The sequence below is a fragment of the Ruminococcus bromii genome, assembly GCF_002834225.1.
GTDB classification, from domain to species: Bacteria; Bacillota; Clostridia; order Oscillospirales; family Acutalibacteraceae; genus Ruminococcoides; species Ruminococcoides bromii.
This window is the reverse complement of the sequence record NZ_NNSR01000029.1, coordinates 1-19,916: the sequence shown is the minus strand read 5'-3', so window position 1 is coordinate 19,916 and position 19,916 is coordinate 1. Positions and strand designations below refer to the sequence as shown.

The following is a 19,916-nucleotide window of genomic DNA, read 5'->3' as shown; positions in this document are numbered from 1 at the left end:
ATTATTGGATCCAGAAAGGCAAACTAAGAGTATTGTTTTGACAGAACGTACAATCAGGTCCAAGATGAAGATTGTAACGAGTGCAAATATTTTCACATTCTGTATAAACCTCTTTTAAAAAGTCATTTGATGGTGGAACTACATTTTCCATGTCCGTCCCTGGAATGGGACGAAAAATTGAAAGAATAGGCATAACACCAAGTTGGCATAATTTTTCAATTCCAGAAATTAACGAAGATGTCGATTCTAGACCAACAATTATTAGGCTTCTCACGTTTCCTGTCTTTCCCCAATATGTTGTTGCTTTTTTCAAAGCCTCAAAATATTCAGTTCTTGTAATTTTCCCTTTTCCTGGCATGATATTTAGGGCGTTTTTTTGATCAAAAATTTCAATATTAAATCCAATTTGCGTTACTCCTGCATTAAAATAATCCTTGAGAATTACATGATCTTTAGGAGGTAAACTCATTACATATATTTTTTTATCGCTTTTTGTCCTTATATGTTTTACTATTTCTAGTATTCTTTTACATTCCATATCTCTTGGTTCTGATCCCCCTCCTATAAGAAAATGGTTAAATGTATTTGCATTATCAATATAATGATCTATTACCATAAAAATATCATTCAATGACAAATTTTCGTTGCAAGGAACTATCTCGCAAAACTTACATCCTGCTCCTTGTTTTTTTAGTGAGCATGTTAAATTGTGATGAATTCTTAATCTATCTGTTGCCCAAAAACAAATCCGAGAAAATTTGATGCTTGAATCAGTTGTGTTGTTGCAAAACTTGTCCTCAATATCAATTTCCACAGAGCATAAGGGAATTTTGTAGTAGTAAAGCCATAGTTCATTATTACCTGAAAGATCAATTATCCATGGAGAGAAAAAGCTGAATTTTAATTTTTTAGGACAGTTTATATGTAAATCGTTAAAAATAGTTATATCTACTGCGCTAAAAACAGCATCTCGTATCTCTCCAATCTCATTTAAATGTTCTTTTGCAGAATCTGTTATATTAACCCCCTGGTTTAATAAAGAAATTTTTATTTCCAAAGGAGATTTATCTAAGATTAAGTTATAAAAATCATTTTCAATATCTATTAAGTTTTCATATATATTCAATGTTGTTTCTGGAGAAATAGAAACGCAATTCGTATTAAATATAATTTTAAATAAATAAGAATTAGCGGTTATAATATTGTCTTCCGAGAATCCGTCATAACAAACTTTTTCGATTTCACCACAACTTGATATAATATTATTAAGCATACTGAACGGTTTTTTCCAGGTGCCTTCAATGTAAGAAATAAAGCTATAAGGCACTTGGATATTATCTATTATTTTCTGCTCTGGTAAGTTTTGTCCAGCAAAAGCTAATGTATTCATATATTGTATGCTGTTTAATCCAGCCTGTTTTAAGGCTTTGTTCAATATAGGTGTAGATGCTTGGTATCTTGCGTTTATTTCTACAAATAAAACTTCTTTAGAAGTAATAAGATAATCAATTCCTAAAACTCCTATATAACCTAGTTTTTGCAAATACGCCCCTATAAGTTTTGAGTTTTTTCTGATTTGTTCTCTTATTTTTTTAGATATTTTAGAGTAGGCAATATAGTCTGCTCCCAAATACAGTATTTTGTTATTTATTTTTTGAGTGATTTGAATTGAGCCAGGAAAGACAAGTACATCATTTTGTCCTATTAGCAAATGGATATTTATTGGGACAGAATTCTCTATATAAGGAGAAATCAATAAATTCTTTCTCATATATGGAATAATTTCATCTCTATTTGTAATATCTACTATATGTGTTCCGTTACCTCCAGATGATCTTATCTCTTGAAATATCAACTTATTATAATTAGGAAAACAAGAAATAAGATTTAAATCAGAGCCTACCACTACATTTTGAAATGGAACAACATCCACAAAACTTGACAATGCGATACGTGTACTTGATTTATCCGATAATAAATCCAATAAATAACTATTGTTTTTATTTATAACATAGTGTGATAATTCAGGCGAAAGGCATTTGCTAAATTCACTATTATAATAAACTAACTTTATATCGGAGTATTTTTCCTTAAACTTCTTAATGTTGCTTATCCAAAAATCATTTTCAACTATATTAGGAATATTGTGATCAATTCTAATATTTCGACTTTTACAATATGAAATATTATTTTTTTCATTACTACCAAATATAGTAATTGAGCCAATAAATAGTTCTTTGCAATCTTCAATATCAGATTCCCTTGGGCCAATCCATATATAATTCGACATTTTATAACTCCTGTATATTTAATATTGTTTCATAGAGAGATTTTCTGTTCTTTTGCAATTTGATATCACTTGTGTATCCTAATGCAACCGCGGCAATTAGTTGTCCCTCTTTAAAATACTTCTCATTAATTAAATCGTAACACGAAAATATATCACAAATCCATAAACTTCCAATATCTAATTCAGTAGCTTTCAAAAGCATATTCTCTATAGAAGCACCTATGGATTGAATATTAGCAATATCGAATAGTGAATCTTTTGATTTAAATATTTTTTCGCTAGGAAAAATATTAAATACTAAAATTAGCGTATCAGCGTCTTTCATAATCTTGTATGTGCTTTCTTCGCTATTAAATTCATTTAACTTTCGTTGAGATAATGTCGGTTTTCGTGAGCGATTTATCCTAAATAATTCTGTGAAATCAGATTTATCATCATCTCTCAAAATATAAAAACGCCACGGTTGTCTATTTTTGGGTGAGGGAGCTTTAGAAGCTGCATTTATTATTTCGAGTAGATATTGTTTAGGGATTTCTTTTTTTATAAAAACTCGGTTACTTTGCCTATCTTCAAAAATATCTTTCATAGTTATTTTCCTTAACAAACATCATTATAACAATAACATAAGTACATTATAATTCTTAGTTATCATGTATCTAAAGAGAAAAATGAAAAAATTGTTTCATAGACTTAAATGAAAAATCACAATCAAGATGATTGTTATTTAAAAGTAGTAACAAAATGTTTTTTTGGTATAATAATTATTAACGGAGGTTTATTAACATGAAGATTCAGGCGCCTCTAATATAGGAGATAAATTATTTTTAATACATCGAGAAATTATTATTACCAAGGTTTATTACCATTTTCAACTTGTTAAGATTCATTATTTAGAAGAACATATTGAATTTTGCTTAGATTATAATGTACTGTCTGTTTCTCCTAATTGTACAAAAACAATAGATATTAATAAATTTTAAGGTAGGTTATAATGAGTAATATTAGATCACTTATTGAAGGATACATGAATGGAAATGCGTGGGAGGATCTGTGTGTAAAATGTTACCGTATACGGTATCAAAATGAAAATTATACATATATACCTGCGGCACAAGGTGGCGATGCCGGAATAGAGGGTTTTACCCAAAACGGAATTGTTCATCAGTGTTATTGCCCAGAGCGCGAGTATTCTGATGATGAACTTTATGCCCATCAAAGAGATAAATTAACAAAAGATATAGATAAATTGTTGAATAATGGTGAGCGTTTAAAGAAGTTAGGAGTTCCAACTATTGTAGAATGGCACTTTGATATTCCAGAGTATAAAGATTCTCGTATTATTATCCATGCTGAATCAAAGCAAAAAGAAGTGCTGAAAGCTAAAAGTGAAAAAAGGACTAAACTTTCCTATATTTCAGATGATTTTAAAATAGTTATTAAAATTGCAGAGGATTTTACGCCTGAAATAAGTAGAATAATTCGTACCAATCTTACTGATATGCGTCTTAATTTAGCAATTAAGCATCAAGATACCCTAGATTGGTCAAAATGTGATTCTCAAAAAGTTGCTAATATTAGGCGTAAAGTAAAGGCAGTTATGAATACATGCGATGATAACAATCCTGATTTAAACTATATTATTAATGCCTATGTTGATTTTTATATTAGTGGATTGGATATAATGAACACATTACAGCTTAATTTCCCAGAGCTCTACGAGGATCTTTATGGACTGGAGCAAAGCTACAAAAGAGAAGTATCAATAAGAACTCATATGAACACTAATAAGGAATTAAATCAAAGTTTATTTGATAAAATACTTAATGATTTTCAACAGAAACTTGAAAATGACTTTTCTCGAGTGCTGTCGCAGGCATCAATAGGAGAGTTGAAACAAGATTTAGTTGCAAGTTGGTTGGCAGATTGTTCTATGGAATTTAGGGGTGTATAGTAAATGGTAGATAAGTTACCTTTATATGGCAATATATCATTTGATGCGAAACCCGAAGCAGTCCCTTATAATTATCGTATAAGTTACAAGGTCTCGCAATTATGTCTAATTATGTATATATGTGGACGGGGAAATTCTTGCTCGCTGATTAAACTTCAAATGATATCTTGTGCGTTATTCTCAAGAGAAAGCATGGACAAACTTATTAATTTTTCTAATAGAATAGATGAATCCCTGATTGTCAGATTTGATCCAGCAGTGAATAGGGCACTCGACTATGCTGTTGCATATGGATTTGTCGTTCAACAACCTACTGGGAATTTTAAATTAACGGACAATGGAAAAAGTTTCGCTGAACGAATTAAAATAGAGGGTAATTTGATGGCTACAGAAATTAAAGACCTTACTGAATTATCAAAAAAACTTACAGAAACAAGGATAAAAGAGCTTGTTGAAATCTGGGAGGATAAGTATGCTCAGGATAAATAGATTGCGCATTGAAATTAATACAGTTAATGGTATTTATGGAATAGATGAACATTTTAAGGATGGATTGAACTTCGTTTCCAGTATAGACAATACTTGCGGAAAGAGTTCTATTTTAGCAGCGATTTATTATTGTCTTGGATTTGAACAGATACTTGGAGGAGTATCTGGTATTGGAAGCAAGGTGTTAACATCTGCTTTTAAAAACACAATTGAGGACAATGGAAAGTCATGGAGTGTTACTGAGTCTGGAGCTTATCTTGAAATAAGTAACGGTCTTGAAGTTATAACTGTATACAGAACTATTAAAACAGAGAATAAAGATAACAGGCTTATTACTGTATTTTATGGTGAGTATAATTCGCTCGGTAATCCAGAAATTCAATCTGAAGACTTTTATGTTAATATTCAAAATGCGGCTACTAGTTCTCGTGGATTTCACTCATTCTTGGAAAATTTTCTGCATTTAGAACTGCCTTTGGTGAGAACTTCTGACGGTATCGAAAGAAAACTTTATTTGCAATTAATATTCTCGGCTATGTTTATTGAGCAAAAGCATGGGTGGTCTGATATTTTATCTGGAATGCCTATATTTGGTATTCGAGAATCGAAAAAGCGTGTGTTAGAATACATAATCGGACTTGATACCCTCAAAAATGAGAAAGAACACGAACGACTTAATGGTATAAAAACAGAAATTGAGAACGAATGGAAAAAGCTTATACAGCAAATACAGGCAACCGTTTATTTAAATTCTTGTAATATTATTAATCTTCCAATCCATCCACGAGTTTTATCTGATAAAGAATACTCTCGTATTGTGATTTTTACTGAAACAGACTTAACTATCGAAGCAAGAAGTGAACAGTTAAGTGCCGAGTATGAATCATTGTGTCAATTGAAGCCTCGCGTAACAGATAATTTTGAAGCAATTAGCAAAGAACTTTCAGAAACAGAAGCAACAATACTTGATTTTGAAGAAAAACTTAAAATCTTAACACAAAAATTGTTTAGTTTAAATCAAATAATAAATCAATTAAATTCTAATATTCAACTTATTTGTGCGGATATTCGTAATAATGAGGACGCTGCCAGACTACAAAAATTTGGATCTGAACATGCAACTGAACAAATAAGTGTAAATGTTTGTCCTACTTGTAAGCAACAGATTCAAGACAACCTTTTAGAAGCAAATGTTTGTAGTGGTTTTATGAGTATTGAAGAAAATATTCGGCATCTTAAAGCACAAAAGAGTATGTTGGTATTTTCACTTAATGGTCGTAAAAATACTCGTGATGAAATTCGAAAGCAAAAACAGGACTATGAAAGTAGGCTATTGACCCTTAGGAGATTAGCACATACTTTGCGCTCTGATCTATATACCACAACTGATGCAGAAGCATCCGAAGCAATCATGCTCAAAAAAATTGAGATAACGCAAAAAATTGAGCAACTATCTCAATTGAAGAATGATTTAGCTACTTTTCTTGAAAGTTTTAGAGATTTATCGGATCGTTGGAATACATATCTGGATCAAAAAAGTAAATTGCCTAAAAAGGGAGTTTCTAAATCGGATATAGATAAAGTTGAATTGTTGAAGACTTATTTTATTAATAATTTGAGTCGTTACCATTATAGCAGTTTACCAAGTTTAGCTGAAATTGAAATCTCTAAGGAGTCATTACTTCCTACGGTCGATGGCTTTGATATGAAATTTGATTCATCTGCAAGTGACGGCATTAGAATGATTTGGGCATTTACAATGGCACTTTTACAAGTGTCTATAAAAAAAGATGGGAATCACCCTGGTGTTATTATTTTCGATGAGCCTGCTCAGCAAAGTATTGTTCCAGAGGATATGAGAAGTTTTATTCACTCTGCAACTGAAATTGGTTCGAAATGCCAAATCATAATGGCGATTACGCTAAATAGTAAAGAATTAATTCAAATTATAAACGATTTGGATTCAGAGAAGTATCATAAAATATCCATTACAGAAAAAGCATTTAAACATTTTGAAATTTAATATATGTAATTAAATATTGAGATAAAAAATAGCAGATATTGGTACAATTTATTCTTAATAGTTAATATGTTGCATAATACATAAATAATATTATAAAGCGAATTTTGCATTATTTTTAAATAATATTGCATATTTGATTGATTATTAGAAGTTTATATTGTAGCGAACAGGGGAGAGTGATATAATTGTATTGGGATAAATTATTAACACCAAAAAGGCATAGAGAAACACCTACTGTTGAAAAGACAGCTAGTGATAATAGAACTGCTTTTAAAAAAGATTTTGATACAGTATGTAATAGTACAATTTTAAGAAGATTGCAAGACAAGGCACAAGTGTTTCCCTTAGAGGATGGGGATTATGCACGTACTCGATTAACACATTCTATAGAAGTAATGTCAATTGCTGAAAGTTTGGGAATGCAAGCTGTTAATGTTATTAATAATCACAATGTTAAATACATAAGTTCTGATAGTAGTAATACTACTGATGTATTTAAACTAATAAATGATATACCTACTATATTAAAAACTGTAGCTTTATTACATGATATGGGCAATCCACCGTTTGGTCATCTAGGTGAACAGATTATAGGTGATTGGTTTAGGGATAATCTTGGAATTATGACTTTTAATTCGGATAAAATGTTGGTCTTTAAGAATGGTGGGGATGCAAAAGATACCTTAGAGTTTAAATTAAATGGAAAATATGCTGAGGATCTAAAGCATTTTGAGGGTAATGCACAGTTGTTTAGGTTAGTTAATAAGCTTAGCTTAGTTGTAGATGAATTTGGAATGAATTTGACATATCCTGTAATGTCAACGTTTATAAAATATCCTGTTTCATCTACAAAAATTAATGTAAACAAGTTAATAAGTAAGAAAATGGGATATTTTTCATCAGAAGAAAAAATATATGATGTTATCAATGAAGAGTTAGGACTAAATAGTCGTAGACATCCATTAGCTTTTTTGTTAGAAGCGGCAGATGATATAGCATATCTTACAGCTGATATTGAAGATGCACATCACAAAGGTATTATTTCTATGAGAAGTATAGAAGAGTACTTTAAAACTTGTGAAAATGATGAGCTCGTTGCTACTGTAATTAAATCAATGAAAGAATATAAATTAAAAGCAGAAAACATGAATTATAATGATATTGAAAACTATGTGATTCACAGAACAAGAGTGTTAATTAAAGGACTGATGATTGATGCTGTGCATTCTGCTTTTGATGAACATTATGAATCTATAATGAGGGGAACCTTTGATAGCGAATTAATTGATGTTTCCTGTGCATCAAAAATTGCTAATATTTTAAGAAGAATTGAAAAGAATGAAATATATTATTCGCCTCAAATATTAAAAAATAAGACTAAAGCATTTTCTGTTTTAAAAAAACTTTTAGAAACATATATTCCGGCAGTTGTAAATTGGAATAAAAATGTAGATTTTGGTAAAGATACATCGAATAATTTGTTATATCAGTCTATTTCGAAAAACTATAGATATATTTGTGAAAACGCTAATAATAAAGCTCAAGATGAGTCAGAAGTTATATACAATAAATTGCTATTAGTTACAGATCAGATTTCAGGTATGACAGACACACACGCTTTATCAGTATACAAAACAATAACTGCAAATTAAAAAGTACTATTCCCCTACACTCGCCAGAGCGCATGACTGTTAATCATGATGTCACTGGTTCGAGCCCAGTTGGGGGAGCCACAACAGAGTAGTCTTTTAACTACTCTGTTTTCTTTTTTATCTAAATTTACTGCTAAATCGGGCGAGAAGGTGAGCGTTGATAAAACAGTCCTGTGGGACACACTACATAAAGAAGGTATCCTACCGGACTTTGATATTTCAGGTTTTATGCTGTTTTCTTCTGTTTCTGTTGCATTTCTGCCATATGGCGTTGGAAGCCTGCTTCCATATCTTCGGGGTTAAGCGGTTTGATGATACCAACACCGTTGTAATAAATGTCGATAATCTGATACCGCTTGCCGTCAAGATAGCGGGCGGCTGATACAACAATCTTGTCGATGAATTCGTGAACAAGCTCACCTGTCAACTCGGTTGGCTCGGTGATTGCCTTTACTTTTTGAACAAATTTTTGCAGATTAACCGTCTTATCTGTTTCGGCTTCAAGATAGCTCTCCATTTCGGGGAGCTTTTCTTTTAGTTCCTTCTGCTCGGTTTCGTATGTGTTGCTCAAGGTTGCGAATCGCTCGTCGCTCAGTTTACCGATAACGTTGTCCTCATAGATTCGCTGTATCAGCTTATCAATTTCAGCGATACGTTTCTTTGCTTTTTCAAGCTCTCGGCGTTTTGCTGTCAGCTCTTTCTTTTTGTCAGAGTCGTAGCTCTCAACCTGTTTGCGGACAAATTCCTTTTCAAAAGCCTGAATGTTCAGAAACACTCGCCGCATACTTTCAAGAACAAGGTTTGTCAGCGTTCTCTCGCCGATATAGTGTGAGGTACAGGTGTCGGGATTCTTGGAATAGCTTGAACACATAAAGTGCGGTGGATCTCGCCGGTCCTTCTTGCCTGATTGGTAGTACATCTTCTGTCCGCAATCCTCACAGAACACCAATCCCGAAAAGATACTGACTTTGCCCGTCCGTGTTTGACGGTGCCTGCCTTCTCGGATTTTCTGAACAAGTTTGAATGTGTCACGGTCAACAATGGCGGGATGGGTGTTCTCGAAGATTATCCATTCGCTTTCAGGACGGTCAACACGCTTCTTGTTCTTAAAGGATTTGGTTGTGCTGCGAAAGTTGACGGTATCACCGCAATACTCTTGTCGCTTCAAGATGTTCGCTATCATAGCCGGACACCAGTGAAACGGAACGGACGGCGGCTTACCGCACTTTCTGCCTACACTAATCCAGTATTCCGTTGGTGTTGGAACTTTCTCTGCGCTTAGCTTGTTGGCAATTTGCGACGGTCCCATTCCTGATACGCACATCTTGAATATACGCTTGACGATTTCAGCCGCAGGCTCGTCGATTATCCATTGATACTTGTCATCAGGACTTTTCATATATCCAAAAGGCGGATTGCTTGTCAGTGGCTTGCCCGATTCACCTTTGCTCTTGAATACCTTTCGCACCTTGTCGCTTGTATTCTTTGCGTGCCACTCGTTAAACCAGTCCTGCATAGGTACAAGATCGCTGATTCCGTTTTTGGTGTCGATATTGTCCATAATGGCAATATAGCGAATGCCCATACGGTCAAATTCTTCTTCCAACAAGGAACCGACTACCAATCGGTTACGTCCGAGACGGGAATGGTCTTTGACAATCAGTGTTGCGATTTTTCCTTCCTCGCCGAGCTTCATAATTTCGTTGAAGGCAGGACGGTTAAAGGTTGTACCGGAGAAACCGTCGTCTATGAAAAGGCGAGTATTTTTGAAACTGTTTTCGGCAGCGTATTGTTGTAAAATTTCTGTTTGATTTTTGATTGAGCCCGATACGCCTTCGTTCTCGTCATCACGGGATAGTCGGCAGTACAGAGCTGTGATTTTGTCTTTATCTGACTGTTTACTCATTTTGCTCCTTTCCACAGTCGGATTTGTATTTGTAGGATAGTTTTATTATAACATATCCGACTGCTAAATTCAACACTTTAAAGCACTAAATCGAATCTTTCTCTACTATCTTTTCAATCTTCTTCAAGATTGTTTTGTCAGCGTTCTGATTGAAGTGCGTTCGCACAACATAGGTTGTGTTGTCAATGTCCTGTGTGTATCGTAACGGTTCAACGAACTGTTCATACTTAAAATAGTTTAGCCGTTGCTCCGCTGTCATCTTACTGAGCATATCGAAGTAATCCTCAATGACTGCGTTGAGTGCTTCGGTAAGCGGCGTTTGAATATCAAGGACTTTGCCTTTCTCATCAACATAGTACATAATCTGTCACCTTCCTTTCGTAGTTAAGATTTTCGAAAACAGGTCTTAGGGTGTCCCTAACAAGTGCTGAAATTCCGAGGTGATTTCTCAGCAACAACTGTTTGTGGATACGAACGGTCTGCTTGCTGAGATAATACACGGTAGTTTCAGCAAGCACTGTTTGTGGTTACAAACAGTATGCTTGCTTAGATTCAACATTGTTATGCAGTGTTCTGAAAAACTGTCAACATATCTGTCACCCTAAACTGTCACTATGGTTGTCTGTGATTATAGATTTCGATGATTCTTCTTCGGTTAGTACGCCGAAAATTGATGCCGATACCGTCACGTTTTCTCAACCGATACCAATATTTGTTGAGCAGTTTTGTTACCGTATTAGTAGGCGTAACGGTGTCGTTCATTTCGGTAAGTAAATCTGTAGCTGTGCCCATCCAGTAATGCTTGTCAACCATAAACGCTCTTAACCTTCCGAAAAAAGGATGATCTTCGGTCAGCTTCGGATAGCCTTCACGACTGACTTTCTCCATTGCCAGCGCAACAATTTGTTCACCTTTAGTCATTGTTTCTCCTTTCTGTCACTGTAAAAAGTGACTGTTTTGTTGTAAGTTTGCCGCTTTACCCGAATGTCGTTCCTGCACCGGATTTTCACCGGAGCGTCGTATCGCTCGCTTACGATCATCGCAATATCATATCCCATTCGGACGGTCATTCAGTTGTATTTTGACACGACAAAAAGCCAAGTCACACAAGGCACTTCCCTCAACTTCAAAAGGGTAAACTACCCCCTTGGTTGAGAAGCCTCATGTAACTTGACTTTAAATTTTTTGATTAAACTTTTGAAAAATTAAAGCGCTTATTTGTACTGCCGTTCACTAAAATAAGCTAAACTCAAATGACTAAAAACAGAACGGAGCCGGCACTTCTGTCAGCGTACCGGTACCCTATAGCGCATCTTTGGCTTTGCGCTGCCCGCAGGTGATGCTCCTGCGCTCGTCAGCTCTTTACACTCATAAGTTCATCACTATTCAGTTGTCGCACACAATCTGCGAACAGTTTTGTGTACAGTAATTATTATAACGAACATTCGTTTGGTTGTCAAGCAAATTTAGAAAATTCGTTCGACAAACGTTAGTGTATTTAAGATGTCACATCTAAACAAGCAGTGCGTTTTTACTCCTACCGAGAAAAACACGTTTGTTAGGGACACATAAGACCTATAAAAAATTCTCTTTTTAGTTTTTATGTCTGTTAATTTGTTTTATTATATGATATGATAGAATTATCAATCATCAAGGGGCTATAGTATGAGCACTAAGAATCAATTTGACTGGATATCATTTTATGAGGAGTTTGCAGATAAGCTACTTGCGTATAAGGACAATCGGCAGGAGCTGATTGAAAAAATAAAGCAGGTTTATGAGGTTACAGGGATAAAACTGCCGACTATTGATAGAGATAAAGGCGGAAATAATATCCTTGTTGATATTGATCCTTTTACAGTTTTTGGATTATTTAATAAACAACTAACTGAAAAGAACAGAATAAAACTTATTACTGAATTCAAGGAATTGTTTGACATAAAAGCTGATGTTCCTATGTCTTTTGACGGAATTCCTGTGTTAAGTCCACTAAAATCTACTTTTTTCTATTTTGTAGATAACAGAGGAGAATCAGATATACAAAACCTCTGGTCAATTTTTGAATTAGCGCTTACTCTGTCAAAAAACGATACAGAAGAAAACAGACAAGAGTTTATTTCTGCTTTTAATACAGTTAGGAAACAAAAAGGCGTAAAATGGAATTTGTCAATGGGCTTATACTGGATTCGTCCCAACAGATTTATAAATTTAGATTCACGCAATAGGTGGTTTATAAAGAATAATGACAGCTTACCTGAGTCAATTACAGCCACAGTAAAAAATCTGCGTGATACACCGAAAGCAGAGATATACTTAAAACTTTGTGATGATTGCATTGCTTATATTCAGTCTGACAAATGTTCCTATAAATCATTGGCAGATTTTTCTTGCAGTGCGTGGAGTGTATCTAAGCAAGATGATGAATATGAGAAACTTTCCGAGAAAAGCGATGCTAATTCCGGCGCAAAGTTCCTGCGTTGGTTCAAACCTCTTTTGCAGGCGCTCAAAGATTTAGGCGGTTCGGCTACTCCGAAAGAAGCACGAAATAAAATTATAGAAAACGAAAAGCTGACCGAGGAAGAAACAAGCGCAGTTGTCGGTAAGACGCAAACGCCTGAATTTAACAATGACGTTGCTTGGGCAAGGCAGTACCTTGTCAGAGGCGGTTATTTGGACAACAGCACTCGTGGTGTTTGGAAACTCACCGAAAATGGCTGGACTGTTGATATGACAGACGAATTAGCGTCAGAGATATTCAAGACGATTGTTAAAGAAAACCAGCAAGATAAAGAAGATAAAGGCTCAGCTCTTGCTGACGAAGATGTAAACACAAAGCGCTATTGGATTTACTCGCCCGGCAATAATGCTTCAAAGTGGAGTGAATGTACCGAGAAAGGAATTATGCTCATCGGTTGGGGTGAAATCGGTGATTTGACACGCTTCGCTTCAAAATCAGAAGTGAAGGCTGCTATGCAGGACACCTACGGCGACAATAAGCCTTATCGCAATGCAGCTCTTGCTACTTGGCAGTTTGCCAATGAGATGAAACCGGGCGATATTGTTTTTGCTAAGCAAGGTATGTATAAAATAATCGGTCGTGGCGTTGTTGAGTCCGGTTATATATATGATGACAGTAGCGAAGATGAGTATAATAACACCCGTAAAGTAAAGTGGACAGACATCGGTGAATGGGAACATCCCGGTCAGGCAGTTATGAAAACGCTGACCGATATTACCCAATATACAGAATACGTTGAAAAGCTCAATGCAATGTTTGATACAGAAGATGATGACGATGATATTGACGTCGAGGAAGAACCGCTGAACACCTATACCAAAGAGAACTTCCTTGCAGACGTATATATCAGCGAAAAACAGTATGACACTTTAGAAGGACTGCTCCGAAAGAAATTGAACGTCATTTTGCAGGGCGCTCCGGGTGTCGGTAAAACATACGCCGCAAAGCGTCTTGCCTATTCAATGATGGGTGTTAAGGACCCCGAACGTGTGCAGCTTGTTCAATTTCATCAAAGCTATTCCTATGAGGATTTTGTCGAGGGCTTCCGCCCGTCAAGCACAGGAATGAATTTTGAAATTAAGAAGGGCGCATTTTACAACTTCTGCAAGAAAGCGTCCGATGATAAAGAAAACGAGTATTTCTTTATCATTGATGAAATCAATCGTGGCAATCTCAGTAAGATTTTCGGCGAGCTGTTTATGCTGATTGAAGCCGATAAGCGAGGTAATGATATTCAGTTGCTCTACTCTTCGGACAAGTTTTCCGTCCCGAAAAATGTTTACATTATCGGTATGATGAACACAGCTGACAGAAGCTTGGCGATGATTGACTATGCGCTCCGCAGGCGTTTTGCGTTCTATGAAATGAAGCCTGCGTTTGAATCCGAGGGCTTTAGAGAATATCAGTACGGATTAGAAAATGATAAATTCAACAAACTAATTGACTGCGTTATCAGCCTGAATCAGAAGATTGCCGACGACGAATCTCTCGGTGAGGGCTTCTGTATCGGTCACAGCTATTTCTGCGATATTGAGGAGATTAAGGAGAACACGCTGACCGATATTGTGGAGTTTGAAATTATCCCCTTGCTCAAAGAGTATTGGTTTGACGAGCCTTCAAAAGTGAAAGAATGGTCTGACCGTTTGAGGAGTGCTGTCAAGTGATTCCGATTCAAAATATCTACTATATGCTCTCCTACGCATTTCAGGTGCTTAATGAGCAAGGATATAAAAGTGTGGCGACAGAGCATTTTGAGAATGTGGCGGATTTATGCGCCGCAATACTGATTAAAGGCTTGTCAAAGCAGCTCAAGCGTGGTCTGATGAAGGACTATATCCCGAAGCGTGAACCGCTGACGGCACTGCGTGGTAAAATGGAAATTTCGGAAACACTGAAAACAAATTCCATTATCAAGCGGCAGGTTGTGTGCTCCTACGACGAGTTTTCCGAAAACGCCTATATGAACCGTATCATCAAGACGACAATGCTGCGCTTGATGGTAGCGGACGTTGACAAGAGCCGCAAAAAGGAAATGAAAAAGCTTTTGGTTTTCTTGGTTAATGTCGAACCGCTGCCGATTTACAGAATCAACTGGAATCTGCGCTATGACCGCAATAATCAGACGTACCGTATGTTGGTTTCGATTTGTTATTTGGTTTTGAAGGGCTTGTTGCAAACCCAGTCGGACGGCACGTCAAAGCTGATGGACTTTCTCGACGAGCAGCGTATGCACCGCTTGTATGAGAAGTTTATTCTGGAATATTTCCGCAAGGAACATCCGGAACTGACCGTCGGCGCACCGCAAATCCCGTGGCAGCTCGACGACGATTTCAGCGATATGCTGCCGGTTATGAAATCGGATATTGTGCTCGAAAAAGACGATAACATTCTGATTATCGACGCTAAGTATTACGCCCATTCCACACAGCAACGGTTTAATAAGGCAACCGTCCATTCAGCAAACCTGTATCAGATTTTTACCTACGTCAAGAACAAGCAGGAAGAACTGAAGGACAGGCAAGTAACCGTTTCGGGAATGTTGCTCTACGCCAAAACAGACGAACAAATTGTCCCCGACAACACCTATCAAATGAGCGGCAACCAAATAAGCGTGAAAACGCTTGACTTGAATTGCGGGTTTGATGAGATTCGGGAGCAGTTGGATAAGCTGACGATTTAGAAAGGTAAAAAATATGCCATTCAATAGAGAAAGTTATAAACAGATAGCAACGCAGGGCTTTTTTTCTGAATATCTTCCGCCATGTTTTTTCTTGGATAAAAAGGTTTTAAATTATGTTCCACCCGAAAACTGTGATATAATACAACCATATTGTTTTACAATGAGCAAATATGATCAGGCTGATTCCAGAAGAAATATTTATATTCCTGAATTAGGATCATATCTTGTATTACACGAATATATGTGGAATAATAATTTGCTGAAAGAATTGATAGATTTTACAAAAAGTGAGGATTATTCTTTTTCTCCAGTTATTAATCAACAAGGTCAAATTTATAGATTTGAACAATCATATGGACAAACAGAGGAAGTATTAGAGGAATCTTTTGAAATATGTTCTGACTACATAGAAAACATATCAAAAAAAATAATAAAGGCAACTGGAGCAAAACTGATTCTAAAATTAGATATATCAAATTTTTATGGTGCCATTTATACACATTTAATTCCTACTATAATTATGGGATATGAATTAGCTGTTTCAGAATATCGTCAAAGCCAAAAAGGCGAAAATTTAAGTCCAACATATGAAAAATACTCCAAACTTGATAAATTAGTTCGTAGAATGAATTCAAATCAAACAAATGGATTATTAGCAGGTCCTTTTGTTTCTCGATTGATATCAGAAGCGCTGCTTACAAGAATAGATAAAGAAATAAAATCTGAAAACATCCGGTTTGTCAGATATGTTGATGATTATGAAATCTTTGTTTTTGATGATAATACTGAAACGACAAAAAGCAAAATTGATTTGATTCTTAGAAAATATAACCTAACTATTAATAACGAGAAAACAAGAGAAGAAAAATTCCCATATTATATTAATAAGAATCTTAATAAACTATTTACTGATCTACACATTGATGAATTTGATAATGAACATCTAATGGATATGTTTAACAGCTTTTTTACATTAGAAAACAAGGGAACAAAGGGAGCAATAAGATTTTTGTTAAAATCTTTAGAAAAAGATCCCATTGATATATCAAATTCAGAATTATACAAGGCATATCTGTTAACTATATTACAGAACAATAAACGCTCTTTAATTAAAGCTTGTCAGATTTTAATTGAGAAGAAATCCGAAAACTTTTGTATTAATGATAAAGATATTACGTTAATTAAAAAAATACTTCTACGCAGTTTGCGGCAAATAAATGATTTAGAAGTAATTTGGTTATTGTACCTATTAATTGAAATTGAGGGAATCGAAAGAGATGATGATATAATAATTCAGATATGTTCAAGCAAAAATGAATTAGCTCAAGTAATGCTATTAAGAAAAGGATTCATATCTCAGGATTTAAAGCAAACAATGAAATCATCCTCGACTTCTTGGATATTGAATTATGAATTGTTTTCTGAAAACATAATAACCGAAGATGAATTCAAAGAAAAACTTACAATTCACCAAAACTTGAATATGTATAACAAACTAAAACAAAAAGGAATCCATTTTTGCGAATTCTAGCAAACAAACTGGAACGGGAGAAGATGAAATTAATCATCTTCTCCCGTTGATTAAACAAGTATCAATTCATTATTGACAATTTCTTCTGCACGGTTGCGTATATTATTCATTCTCTTTACCCACAGCATTTGATTATCTGCTTTGAGTTGGTCGGTTATACCTTCCTTTTCGGCAAGCTGCTTTACTAACCGAAAGAACATATCCTCTGCCTGTTCGTCAATATCGGCGAGGTAGGCTGTGAGCTTGCAACTCGTCAGCAGGTTTGTATATAAGATGGGACGATGATGTTTGATATATTTCAAATGCCGCTTGCCCCAAATCCCGATCTCAACCTTCGGCTGTTCGGGCAATTTCAGGTCGGGTAAAAGGTAATCACCTTGCTGTGTATATGTAATCTTATTTGTCATAATTAATTCCTCCATAGTAGTCGAAAAAGTGTGTACAAAGTTCGATGTAAATTGCCAGTATTTATGCGATTCTTAGAGTGTTGAACTTAATGGGTTAAGGTATCATCATTACCAACCTCAAAATCCGCAAATATACCGTTTACGAGCTTTTGCTGACAACCTTCATTTTCTTGATTTTAGCGTTAGCCACCTTAACCAAAACTTCATCAATGAGGTCGGTGTATTTACCTTCGGATATTAGTCTATTCCTCAAATCATTTAGGCTTTTAATCACTAATCGCCTTTCTTCATAATTTAGATAGACGTGATACTTTGTATTCATTCTGCTTCCTCCTTCAAAAAATCAGTAAAGGGAGCTGTGTTGCTAACAAAGGTATCGTAAGTAAACTGAGCCCCCAAACGAAAGCCAACAATAAAACTATCTAATTCCGATTCTCCTAAAACGATATTTGAAGCATTTGCATATGACAAAAAAGTTTTCTTATCATCTCCTGACAGGTTTTTCGTTAAGACTTCCTCTGCGTTAGCAAGAATAGTCATATATTTTTGAATATAACTGCCTTTTTGGTAACTGCGAGTTTGTGGATCAATATTCCCATAGAACAATTCTGAAATAATGTTTTTCATTTTGTAAAACCTCCGTTAATCTTGATTATATCCTACAAAATCAATCATTCCGACTGTTTTACATAAGACCTTCTTTATCTCTAATACACCGTGGACTGTTTTTAGTGAACTGGGATTGTGCGAGTGCTGTTTAAGAACCAAACATAGTATACGAGGCACTTACTTTCCCTCCTTACAAAGTAAGTTGGGGGAGCCACAAAAAAGTCAGTAATTAAGTCAAAAACGGCTTGTTTACTGGCTTTTTGCTTTGTGAATGACAAGCGCTTATGTTATAAAGAAAAAGGTAACGCCAAATGAAAGTTAAATTGTATGATAATATAAAATTAAAAACAGGACAGACCGCTTCTGTGGTTGAAATACTCGGTAATCACGAGGCTTATATTGTTGATGTTGATTTAGTTGATGATTACGAAACCATTACAGTATTGAATGAACAAATTGCAGAAGTGATTTCTTAACCGCTCCGTAAAAAAGGGCGGTTTTGTTGTTTAACTTGCCGAGAATATGTTCAGAACATGGAAAACGGCTTGTTTACGGCATTATTTAACTTGATTGCAATTTGCCGAAACAAAACATAATACATCCAAACCAGCACTTTGAGAAATCAGGGTGTTTTTTTATTACAATTTAAAGGTGGTGACAGAATGAAAATCAGAGTAACAACAGCATTTAACATCAGGCAGAACGCTTTGACCGCCGTGCCGAATACAGCCTTGATGAGGACAATAAACGAATAGCCCAAACCCGAGCCGATGAGTGGCACGATAGGGCTGATATGCTTGAAGAAAAAGCGAAACAATTTTCTTTGAAGACTGATGAACAAAAATATTACAGACCTGTATTTAAGGAAGATATATCAAAAACTTTTGAACGCAAAATTGAGGGGAAAACAATTACAATTGATACCCACAAGGCAAATACATTGTGTGATAATGTTTATATTTCAGATAAGGTAAAGCTAAAACGAAAAGAACTTCATAATTTTGATATGCAAGTGAGAAAAGCGTTTGATATGCTCGGAGAGGTTGAAACAAGCGGAAAGCCTGAAATTTGTATTATCCCTCCCGAAGAAATGCGAGTAAATGCTATTGCTTCATATATGCCAATGCAGAATATTTTAAATGTCAATTCAGCATACTTTTCAACAAGTGATTTGTCAGGCTTACAAGAAAACTTGGCTTGTCCGCAAGACGGATTGAGTACAATTCTGCACGAACTGATTCATTGGCAAGACGCTAAAAATTACAGAGCAAAATTCGGAAGTATTAACGATTATTTTGAATATTGCGATTACCTTAATAAAATTTATGCTCCAAAGGTTGAAAAATTGATAAATAACGGTTATAATATAGAAGATATAAGTGAGTATGCTTTTGAATGCTTAAAAGATAAAGCTATGGATGAAGTGTATAATGAGTACAGAGTCAGCAAACTTTTAGGGTGATGATAGTATGAGATTGATACAAACTGAAGAACAAAAATCTCTATGGAATGCGTTTAAGCCGTACCTTGTAACAAATGGTTTAAATGTCACTTTGCGTGAAGATGCTCCACAAGAAGCTAAAGATGCTGAAGCACTTTACAGTAGGCTTAGAGAAAAACAAAAAATGCAATATCTAAAAGATAGTGGCATAATCTAACCGCTCCGTAAAAAGGGCGGTTTTGTTATATGCAATTCACAAAAACAGCATAAAATTACGAATTGAGCATTTTATAACCGACAGCAATGTTGATTATAGGGTGCTTTTTGCATTTAAATCCGTCGATTTCGACCGGTTTAGAAAGGTGGTGACGGAATGAAAATCAGAGTAACAACAGCATTTAATGACAGGCAGAACGGCT

17 protein-coding genes and 1 tRNA gene are annotated in these 19,916 nt (G+C 35.3%); 11 read left to right on the top strand and 7 right to left on the bottom strand.

Going from position 1 to position 19,916, the window contains the following annotated elements:
* Window position 1: 1 nt before the first annotated feature.
* Together RBATCC27255_RS02845 and RBATCC27255_RS02840 are read right to left on the bottom strand one after the other, a co-directional pair.
* Window positions 2–2,290, bottom strand: a complete 2,289-nt coding sequence (locus tag RBATCC27255_RS02845) for a radical SAM protein (RefSeq protein ID WP_101028647.1) — start codon at window positions 2,288–2,290, stop codon at window positions 2–4.
* A 1-nt stretch (window position 2,291) separates the two neighbouring features.
* The gene (locus RBATCC27255_RS02840) at window positions 2,292–2,876 is read right to left on the bottom strand and encodes a nitroreductase family protein (protein WP_101028646.1); all 585 of its coding nucleotides are present in this window, start codon (window positions 2,874–2,876) and stop codon (window positions 2,292–2,294) included.
* Window positions 2,877–3,281: 405 nt separating this feature from the next.
* On the opposite strand from RBATCC27255_RS02840, the gene RBATCC27255_RS02835 reads away from it, so the two are divergent.
* The 5 genes from RBATCC27255_RS02835 (at window position 3,282) to RBATCC27255_RS02815 (ending at window position 8,486) form a co-directional block, all read left to right on the top strand.
* On the top strand, window positions 3,282–4,241 hold the full coding sequence (locus RBATCC27255_RS02835; protein WP_022265323.1) for a hypothetical protein: 960 nt from the start codon (window positions 3,282–3,284) through the stop codon (window positions 4,239–4,241).
* A 3-nt stretch (window positions 4,242–4,244) separates the two neighbouring features.
* The gene (locus RBATCC27255_RS02830) at window positions 4,245–4,730 is read left to right on the top strand and encodes a hypothetical protein (protein WP_022265322.1); all 486 of its coding nucleotides are present in this window, start codon (window positions 4,245–4,247) and stop codon (window positions 4,728–4,730) included.
* The gene (locus tag RBATCC27255_RS02825; protein WP_022265321.1) at window positions 4,714–6,753 is read left to right on the top strand and encodes a hypothetical protein; all 2,040 of its coding nucleotides are present in this window, start codon (window positions 4,714–4,716) and stop codon (window positions 6,751–6,753) included. The genes RBATCC27255_RS02830 and RBATCC27255_RS02825 overlap by 17 nt, the downstream gene beginning before the upstream one ends.
* Before the next feature lie 185 nt (window positions 6,754–6,938).
* Entirely contained in the window at window positions 6,939–8,405 is a 1,467-nt protein-coding gene (dgt, locus tag RBATCC27255_RS02820) for a dGTP triphosphohydrolase (RefSeq protein WP_022265320.1), read from the top strand.
* 10 nt (window positions 8,406–8,415) lie between these two features.
* Window positions 8,416–8,486: transfer RNA gene (locus tag RBATCC27255_RS02815), tRNA-Asn, on the top strand.
* 145 nt (window positions 8,487–8,631) lie between these two features.
* On the opposite strand, the gene RBATCC27255_RS02810 is transcribed toward RBATCC27255_RS02815, so the two are convergent.
* From RBATCC27255_RS02810 to RBATCC27255_RS02800, 3 genes are all read right to left on the bottom strand, one after another.
* The gene (locus RBATCC27255_RS02810; protein WP_101028645.1) at window positions 8,632–10,311 is read right to left on the bottom strand and encodes a recombinase family protein; all 1,680 of its coding nucleotides are present in this window, start codon (window positions 10,309–10,311) and stop codon (window positions 8,632–8,634) included.
* 85 nt (window positions 10,312–10,396) lie between these two features.
* Window positions 10,397–10,672, bottom strand: coding sequence for a transposon-encoded TnpW family protein (locus RBATCC27255_RS10555; protein ID WP_242958564.1), 276 nt, complete (start codon window positions 10,670–10,672; stop codon window positions 10,397–10,399).
* Between the two features lie 251 nt (window positions 10,673–10,923).
* Entirely contained in the window at window positions 10,924–11,199 is a 276-nt protein-coding gene (locus tag RBATCC27255_RS02800; RefSeq protein WP_147639951.1) for a hypothetical protein, read from the bottom strand.
* Between the two features lie 777 nt (window positions 11,200–11,976).
* On the opposite strand from RBATCC27255_RS02800, the gene RBATCC27255_RS02795 reads away from it, so the two are divergent.
* From RBATCC27255_RS02795 to RBATCC27255_RS02785, 3 genes are read left to right on the top strand one after another with little or no spacing between them, the layout of a single operon-like run.
* A complete protein-coding gene (locus RBATCC27255_RS02795) occupies window positions 11,977–14,493 on the top strand; it encodes an AAA family ATPase (protein WP_101028644.1) in 2,517 nt (838 codons plus the stop codon).
* Window positions 14,490–15,509, top strand: a complete 1,020-nt coding sequence (gene mcrC, locus RBATCC27255_RS02790) for a 5-methylcytosine-specific restriction endonuclease system specificity protein McrC (protein WP_101028643.1) — start codon at window positions 14,490–14,492, stop codon at window positions 15,507–15,509. Before RBATCC27255_RS02795 ends, mcrC begins: the two co-directional genes overlap by 4 nt.
* Window positions 15,510–15,522: 13 nt before the next feature.
* Window positions 15,523–17,040, top strand: a complete 1,518-nt coding sequence (locus RBATCC27255_RS02785; protein WP_101028642.1) for an RNA-directed DNA polymerase — start codon at window positions 15,523–15,525, stop codon at window positions 17,038–17,040.
* A 50-nt stretch (window positions 17,041–17,090) separates the two neighbouring features.
* Here RBATCC27255_RS02785 and RBATCC27255_RS02780 read toward each other — a convergent pair whose 3' ends face one another.
* On the bottom strand, window positions 17,091–17,447 hold the full coding sequence (locus tag RBATCC27255_RS02780) for a TnpV protein (protein ID WP_022263652.1): 357 nt from the start codon (window positions 17,445–17,447) through the stop codon (window positions 17,091–17,093).
* A gap of 318 nt (window positions 17,448–17,765) precedes the next feature.
* Window positions 17,766–18,074: a DUF6809 family protein gene (locus tag RBATCC27255_RS02770; RefSeq protein ID WP_101028640.1), complete on the bottom strand. Its 309-nt coding sequence runs from the start codon at window positions 18,072–18,074 to the stop codon at window positions 17,766–17,768.
* Window positions 18,075–18,367: 293 nt separating this feature from the next.
* On the opposite strand from RBATCC27255_RS02770, the gene RBATCC27255_RS10390 reads away from it, so the two are divergent.
* From RBATCC27255_RS10390 to RBATCC27255_RS02760, 3 genes are all read left to right on the top strand, one after another.
* On the top strand, window positions 18,368–18,532 hold the full coding sequence (locus RBATCC27255_RS10390; RefSeq protein WP_169923217.1) for a hypothetical protein: 165 nt from the start codon (window positions 18,368–18,370) through the stop codon (window positions 18,530–18,532).
* Between the two features lie 347 nt (window positions 18,533–18,879).
* A complete protein-coding gene (locus RBATCC27255_RS02765) occupies window positions 18,880–19,518 on the top strand; it encodes a hypothetical protein (protein WP_169923216.1) in 639 nt (212 codons plus the stop codon).
* 7 nt (window positions 19,519–19,525) lie between these two features.
* A complete protein-coding gene (locus RBATCC27255_RS02760) occupies window positions 19,526–19,714 on the top strand; it encodes a hypothetical protein (RefSeq protein WP_101028638.1) in 189 nt (62 codons plus the stop codon).
* Window positions 19,715–19,916 lie beyond the last annotated feature (202 nt).